This is a genomic window from Rhodococcus sp. NCIMB 12038 (assembly GCF_002165735.1).
In the GTDB taxonomy this organism is placed as follows: Bacteria; Actinomycetota; Actinomycetes; order Mycobacteriales; family Mycobacteriaceae; genus Rhodococcus_F.
The window spans coordinates 254,414-261,347 of the sequence record NZ_NHML01000013.1 but is presented as its reverse complement, the minus strand read 5'-3'; the positions used below and the strand labels follow the sequence as shown (position 1 = coordinate 261,347).

The following is a 6,934-nucleotide window of genomic DNA, read 5'->3' as shown; positions in this document are numbered from 1 at the left end:
GGCGGGCGACAAAACGTGGGATCAAAGGTTCGACTATCTGCCACAACGCATCCGGAACCAACCTCAGTGATAACTCATCTACCACGCGTCACATTATGTCCCACACATCACTTCATCCACATGAGACACGCTCTTAAGCGCGCGCCGCACCCGCGACGACCGGGCGTATGCAATTAATTCGCTACTCGACGGACTTCGTGCACCGGGATTCGGGGAAGCGCCATTCCCGCCTACACGGTTATTGTTCCACCGTTCATTTATTCTTCAGATTTGGCGTCGGAGAGACTGGACGCCGGAAGCGAAAGCCTATGAACCAGAGCAGGTTACGTTGTCCCGTCCCGCTTCGGATCGGCGGAGCTTGGCTCATGGTGAATCTATCCGTAGGTAAAGCCTGTGCCGGAGCTTATCTTCTAAATCGAACATTCCTCGGGAGTGACCGGCCAACCGGAAACCGACGACCACATCCCCCGCGAGAGAGAGGAAATGCCGTGAGTGGCAGAACCACGCACCGGGAGGCGCGAGCATGAACGTCTTCGGCAACATGCGCCTGACGAAGAAGTTGTCCACCTGGTCGGCCCTGCTGGTTGCAGCCCCGCTGGTGCTGGCCGGGTGCGGCAGTGGTAGCGATGACGACGGGGCGGTGACGTTCCGCTTCGCCAACTCACCCACCGCCCTGTCGCTGGTCAGGATCGCCGACGAATTGGGGTATTGGGACAACGCGGGCGTCCGTCCGGAGTACGTCGGGCCTGCCACCGCCGTGCCCGCGGTGCAGTTGCTCGATCAGGGCGCGATCGACATCGCGACAGGTATGTTCAACAACGACATCGACGGGAAGGTGAAGGGCTTCAAGTTCACGGCCATCGCCTCGAGCATGCTCGATCTGCCCGACATGCCGCACATGGCCTACTTCACCAGGGCAGGCTCGGACATCACCAAGGAGAATCTGAAGGCGATCGAGGGCAAGACGATTGGTCTCTCGGGATCCAACAGTTGCACCGACCTGGTGATCAAGCGATACCTGCAGAACAACGGTGTCGACCTGAACAAGGTCAACTTCCTCGAGCTCAAGAACGAGCTCATTGCACCCGCAATCGAGAGAGGCGAGGTCGACCTCGGGGTCTTCCATCCGCCGCTGGTCGGTGTGCTGCAGAGCCAGCCGGACAAGTTCACCCAGGCCTTCACGTCGTTCGAAGACTGGGGACCGCTGGGTGGCCAGGCACCGTATGTCGCAAGCAACGCGTGGCTGCAGAAGTACCCGGACGCGGCGCGGGCGTTCGTGGGCGTGATCGCGAAGACGGCAAACTGGGCCAACGCCCACCCGAAGGAGTCCGCGGAGATCGCCGGCAAGACCACGGGATATCCCGTGGAGCAGACCACCAACTGGCACTACGCCCCCAACGCGCTGCTCGACAAGGCGAGCCTGCAGCTGTGGTGGGATCTCGTGGAACAGGTAGGCGAACCGCTGCCGGGCTCGGAGAATCTGAAGCCTGAAGACGTTGCGACCAACGCCTTCAACCCCTACGCGAAGTCCGCTGACCTTCTGGAATCCCAGGAAGACAACACCGCGATCGTGACCGACGAGCAGAACGACGGGATCTTCAAGACGCCCCTCGTCGACATCGAGGGCCTCGAGAAGTGAACCGGCGCCATCCGCACCCGACAGGAAGTCACCCGACATGACTCAACAAGTGCTAGCTGAACGATTCGAGCAGGACGCGGGGCCGAGTGCACCCCGTGCCCACGGTACGGACTGGAAGATCGAGGCGAAGCGCGTCGCCAAGATCTATCCGAAACCGGGATCGAGGTCGACCAAGGACGCCACCTCGGTCCTCGACGGATTCGACCTCCAGATCAAGAGCGGCGAGTTTCTCTCTCTGCTCGGGCCGAGTGGCTGCGGTAAGTCGACATTTCTGAACATCCTGGCGGGCTTGGAGACTCACAACGGAGGCGCTGTTCTCGTCGACGGTAAGCGAGTCGACGGCGTCAACAAGAACGTCGGCGTCGTCTTCCAGGGTTACGCCCTGTTCCCCTGGCTGACGGCGCAGAAGAATGTCGAGGTGGGTCTCAAGATCCGCGGCGTCCCGAAGGCCGAGCGCAGGGCGAGGGCAGCCAAGGTGCTGAAGACGGTGGGCCTGGAAGCCGCCGCCAACCGGCTTCCTCACCAGCTCTCCGGTGGAATGCGTCAGCGAGTCGCGATCGCGCGCGTTCTCGCATACGAACCTGACATCCTGGTGTTCGACGAGCCGTTCGCCGCCCTGGATGCGCAGACGCGTGAGTTCCTGCAGGGCGAGTTGCTGCGTATCTGGGAATCCGGTGACACGAAGAAGACGATCCTCTTCGTCACTCACTCGATCGACGAGGCCATCTTCCTGTCGGATCGGATCGCGGTCATGACCCGTGCGCCCGGCAAGGTGAAGACGCTGTTCGACGTCGAGCTGCCGCGGCCTCGGGACAGCGAATCCCGGAGCTCGGAGGAGTTCGCGCACATTCGGTCGCGCGTCGCGCGCGTCCTCGAGGAGGAGGTGCACATTGGCAACGACGACCACTGAGCCGGCACGCGGCGAGGAACGACTGCTGGACGAGGACCTCACTCCGCCCAAGGCGCCCAACCCGTGGCTCGTGAAATACGATCGACTGATCTATGGAATCATCGGTCTTGCGGCATTTTTGGTGCTCTGGTGGTGGATCGTCGATTCCGAATACGTCAGCGCACTCTATCTGTCGAAGCCGCAGGACGTGGCCAAGGCGTTCGTTGACGGACTTGCGGACGGCACGTTGCGCTCCGAGATCTGGCCGAGTGTCGAGCGGGCGTTGACCGGATTCGCCATTGCACTCGTGGCGGGCATCACCCTCGGCATCGTCGTCGGATCGTTCCGGATCTTCCAGAAGCTCGCCGAACCGCTCCTGCTGTTCTTCCGGAACCTCTCGCTGCTTGCGCTCCTGCCGGTCTTCGTCGTCTTCCTCGGAATCGGCGAGGAGTCGAAGGTAGCGATTGTCGTGTGGGCGTGCTTTTGGCCGATCTTCATCAACGCGGTCGGAGCGGTCGGGGGTGTGGAGCGCATCCTGCTGAATGCGGCCCGGACACTCGGAGCCGGGCGGGTCTACATTTTCAGCCGCGTCGTTCTGCCGGCGGCGATCCCGGCAATCTTCCCCGGTATCCGATTGGCTGCGGCGAACGCCTTCACGGCCCTCGTTGCCGCCGAACTCGTCGGTGGTGCTCAGGGTCTGGGCATCTATATCAACAACGCGGCATTGCGTTATCAGACCCCGCAAATGTATGCCGGCATCCTCACCCTCGGTCTCATCGGAATTCTAGTCAACGGCGTGCTCACCGGTGCCGAATGGCGTCTGACCGCATGGCAGCGAGGACTGACGAACAAGTGACGAACACGCGAGTCCGTACCGACGTCCGTCATGGTCGGTAGGTCATCGCGACCTTCCCGTGCACCCAGGAACTCGACCCCCGAGTTCCTGGGTGCACGCCGTTCCAAGTCGAAAATTGATGAGTGGAGATCAGATGCAACGCGCAAGTCACCGGAGCCTCGTCAACGGAACGGTGGTCCTCGACCGGCGCAGCGTCCTCGCGACCGTCGCCTTCACGCTCGCGGCCGCGGCGGGGTTGGTGGGTTGCGGGTCGGACACGCAGGTCGACTACGAGACCGCCGGTGACGCCGGGGACTCGCTCGTCGTCTACGTCGGCACCGGAGACGACCGAGAGATCCTGGAGTATGCGGTCGAGAATCTCCTTCCCGCCTCGGCGAAAGTCGAACTGGTCGACGCGTCGGAAGATTCCAACGAGAAGGTGGCCGCAGGGGACGGCGATCTTTCCTTCTATCAGCACATCCCCGCGTTCGAAGCCGATCTCGGCAAGCATTCGTACGACAATCTGAGCATCGTGTCAAAGGTGAATGTCGTTCCGTACGGCCTGTACTCGTCGAAATGGAAAGACGTGAAAGACACCGAGAGCTGGGTCAACGTGGGCCTGGTGGCGGACGAGGTGACCGGACAGAGTCTTCCCCATGGCTCGCAGATCGTGCTGCCCGCCACTCCGACCGGTTTCGCGCGTGGACTCTATCTGCTGCAGAGCGCGGGGCTGGTGAAGCTGGATCGCCCGTTCGGGGGTACCTCGGCGGTGGATCTCACGATTACCCAGGCGAACGTGCTGGACTCGCTCCGGCACCTCTCACTTCTCGGACTCGCTTACGACGACTACCTGCAGTCGCTGTACGAGAACTACGACGCAGTGGTTCTCAATCCGGAGGATGCGGCATCCATCGGTCTGACGCCGGCGGACGACGCGCTCGAGATCGAACCGGGCCCGGCGAATCCCTATGCGCATGTGCTTGTCGCTCCGTCGAGGTTGGCGGGCGACCAGCGAGTGCTCGAACTGGCGCGTGCGCTGGAAAGCCCTGAACTGGCACAGTTCCTGGCAACGAAATTCCGCGGCGCGAACATCCCGGTAGCAGCGGGGGAGAGGAAGTGACTCCCGGTTAGGGGCCTGTCGATACTCTCGGACTCTAGAGGGCCTCGTAATCGAAGGACGCCAGCTTGGGTCCGTGGGCGCCCTCGAACCGAACCGTGACCTTCCATTTCCCGGCGGTCGGCACGATCAGTTCGTCGCTGATCCAGGTGAGTCCGTCGCCGTCGGGACCGGTTCGGGTGAGTTCAATCGGCATACGTGCGACATTTGCTTCGGCCGAAGAGAGTTCGACGTCCACACCGGGCAGCTCTGCTCCGGCGGCGAACCCCGCATCCGGGGTCCGGAACCGGACGGTCAACGTCTGGGGGCCGCGGCGAACGGTATCGATCTCGACGTCCAGAATCTCCGAGGCACCGAAGTTCAGCTCGGTGTGTACATTCGTGGTGTAGCTGTCCTTGGCGGGTGTGAGAGACGACAGCAACGACGTCGCAGCGAGGACCGCGACCGCGAGGCCGGCCTCGACGATCACGGTGCGCGAGCGCCGGGTGACCTCACCGCGCTCACCGGTCGGGTCGGTCGCTCCGCGACGGTACCGACGGTAGGTCAGGTAGCCGGCGACGACGACGAGCCCGACCAGCACGACCTTGACGATCAGCACCTGGCCGTACGAGGTGCGAAACAGCGCCTCGATGGGACGGACCTGCAGTATCGCCAGGGTCAGACCCGTGGCCGACACGATCACCACATGGCCTGCGGCCACCCGATGCCACCGTTCGAGCTGCGCGACACGGTCGGTGACCAGAGCCAGGATGCACACTCCGCCGAGCCACAGCGCGGCGGCGTACACGTGCGTCGCGGTGCCGATGAACGCCAGCGGCCATCTTTCGGTGGACCCCCCGTGACCGCCGAGCGTGACCGCGACAACTGCGGACGCCGCCTGCAGGTACCCGAGTACATCCGCGGTCCGGTTCGTGCCGGGCGGAAACGCAACGCAGGCGAGGTTCAGCATCACCGCCACGACGATCGCGATGCCCAACTGACTGCCCAGAACGGTTGCAACAGCGGACGCCGACGCGTCGGCCGGCCCGCCCGACTGTTGCGCCACCTGCACGATGAATCGACCGAGCAACCCGACGGTCAACACCGCCGTTCCCGCCCGGTAGACCGTGCGGAAACGGCGGCCACGCAGGGCGATGGGCCAGACCCAGCGGCCGGCGATCATGAGACCCGAAGACAGGACGACACCGAGGTACACCGCCGCCTTGCTCGGATAGCGGACGTACTGCTCGACTCCCGCCGTTGTCGCACCGGCGTCGAGGGCGTGTCCGAACTGGGTAACCGACCCAACAGTGAATCTGCTCGACAGCGACACCACGTGAGTGTCGGCGGAGATCACCCGTGCCGTGGCGAGATACGCCCCGTCGGGGACCTCTCCATCGACTACGAACACGATCCGGCGGCCACCGTCCTCGACCCGGTCGGTCGAGACCGAGTGGCGGGCACCGGTGCTGTCGATCAGCTGCGCCGATCCCTCGACCAGCGTGACCGGCTCACTCAACTCGAAGGTCAGAATCTCCGGCGACACATCGACGTGCGATCCGTCGGCCGGAGTGGTCGAGACGATGGTGGCATGGGCCGACGCGGGCGGTGCCCCCCACACCGCCACTGCCGTCGCAATGAACACGAGGAGCCATGAGATCGCGACAGCTCGCGCAATAGTGACCGCGAATCGGCGGTTGTCGTTCTGCACGAGCACCGGCGGGCTAGGGATTCGCGACATGACCTCGACGCACGAGGACGATCACCGCGACGGTCGCACCCAGCGAAAGCACCAGGGCGACCAGAGCGATCGTGCGCCACAGCCACGCTGTCGAATCGCTGTCGGGCGCGGCCGCGTGGGAAGTATCGTCGGTCGACGCCGAATCCGTTGTGTCGCCGCGCCCGTCGCCGTGCGCGCCACCGGCAGCGAGCGTGACGACGGGAGCCGGGTGCTCGGGTTCGATGCCCGCGTTGACGGCAACCTCGTTCCAGGACACCACCGATCCGTCGCTGTAGTTCTGCTCGGTGGGTAGCGGCACCGAGTCGACATCCTCGGGCCACGGCCCCGCAGACAAAGTGAACACGCCGAATTCCGCCACCTTCAACCCGTTCGCAGGATCCGTCGCCTGCCATCTGACTCGTGACACCCGTTCCCCGTCGCCCGACTGCTCACGTTCGACCGTCGCCGTCCATCCCGCAATCGGCAGGGTCCGAGCCGAGGTCAAGTCGACGCCCTCGGGAACCTTGACGGTCAGACCGACCGTCGAGGCGTGGTCCGACTCGGTGGGAACGACGAGTCGCACCAGGCCGTATCCGCCCTTCGACAGTTGCTCCGCGCCGTCGACGTGGACATGCGCCGCGGCAGGTGCAGCGAAGCCCAGCAGGGCCACGCCTCCGAGCGCCGTCGCGGCTGCGATGCGACGCGCGATCGCACTCCACTGGCGACCGACGTTTACATTCCTATTGTTCGACATA

Annotated in this window: 6 protein-coding genes and 1 pseudogene; 4 read left to right on the top strand and 3 right to left on the bottom strand. The window is 64.0% G+C overall.

Annotated features, from left to right (window positions below; all coding sequences use genetic code 11):
* Positions 1–85, bottom strand: a pseudogene (locus tag CA951_RS42920) (IS5/IS1182 family transposase); the annotation flags it as partial.
* A 438-nt stretch (positions 86–523) separates the two neighbouring features.
* Between CA951_RS42920 and CA951_RS21570 the strand changes: the two are divergent.
* The 4 genes from CA951_RS21570 to CA951_RS21555 all read left to right on the top strand — a co-directional run bounded on the left by CA951_RS21570 (position 524) and on the right by CA951_RS21555 (position 4,483).
* Entirely contained in the window at positions 524–1,639 is a 1,116-nt protein-coding gene (locus CA951_RS21570) for an ABC transporter substrate-binding protein (protein ID WP_256974023.1), read from the top strand.
* A 37-nt stretch (positions 1,640–1,676) separates the two neighbouring features.
* Entirely contained in the window at positions 1,677–2,549 is an 873-nt protein-coding gene (locus CA951_RS21565; RefSeq protein ID WP_087558736.1) for an ABC transporter ATP-binding protein, read from the top strand.
* Positions 2,530–3,384, top strand: coding sequence for an ABC transporter permease (locus CA951_RS21560; RefSeq protein WP_256974022.1), 855 nt, complete (start codon positions 2,530–2,532; stop codon positions 3,382–3,384). The genes CA951_RS21565 and CA951_RS21560 overlap by 20 nt, the downstream gene beginning before the upstream one ends.
* A 133-nt stretch (positions 3,385–3,517) precedes the next feature.
* Positions 3,518–4,483, top strand: coding sequence for a MetQ/NlpA family ABC transporter substrate-binding protein (locus tag CA951_RS21555; protein ID WP_087558763.1), 966 nt, complete (start codon positions 3,518–3,520; stop codon positions 4,481–4,483).
* 34 nt (positions 4,484–4,517) lie between these two features.
* Here CA951_RS21555 and CA951_RS21550 read toward each other — a convergent pair whose 3' ends face one another.
* A complete protein-coding gene (locus CA951_RS21550; RefSeq protein WP_087558735.1) occupies positions 4,518–6,200 on the bottom strand; it encodes a CopD family protein in 1,683 nt (560 codons plus the stop codon).
* Complete coding sequence (locus tag CA951_RS21545; protein WP_087558734.1) at positions 6,184–6,933, bottom strand: YcnI family protein; 750 nt, start codon at positions 6,931–6,933, stop codon at positions 6,184–6,186. Before CA951_RS21545 ends, CA951_RS21550 begins: the two co-directional genes overlap by 17 nt.
* Between the last annotated feature and the right edge of the window lies 1 nt (position 6,934).

What these genes read in the sequence shown, in the direction of transcription:
- CA951_RS21570 (WP_256974023.1), top strand. Translation starts at nt 524, where the DNA reads ATGAACGTCTTCGGCAACATGCGCCTGACGAAGAAGTTGTCCACCTGG.
- CA951_RS21565 (WP_087558736.1), top strand. Translation starts at nt 1,677, where the DNA reads ATGACTCAACAAGTGCTAGCTGAACGATTCGAGCAGGACGCGGGGCCG.
- CA951_RS21555 (WP_087558763.1), top strand. Translation starts at nt 3,518, where the DNA reads ATGCAACGCGCAAGTCACCGGAGCCTCGTCAACGGAACGGTGGTCCTC.
- CA951_RS21550 (WP_087558735.1), bottom strand. Translation starts at nt 6,200, where the DNA reads ATGTCGCGAATCCCTAGCCCGCCGGTGCTCGTGCAGAACGACAACCGC.
- CA951_RS21545 (WP_087558734.1), bottom strand. Translation starts at nt 6,933, where the DNA reads ATGTCGAACAATAGGAATGTAAACGTCGGTCGCCAGTGGAGTGCGATC.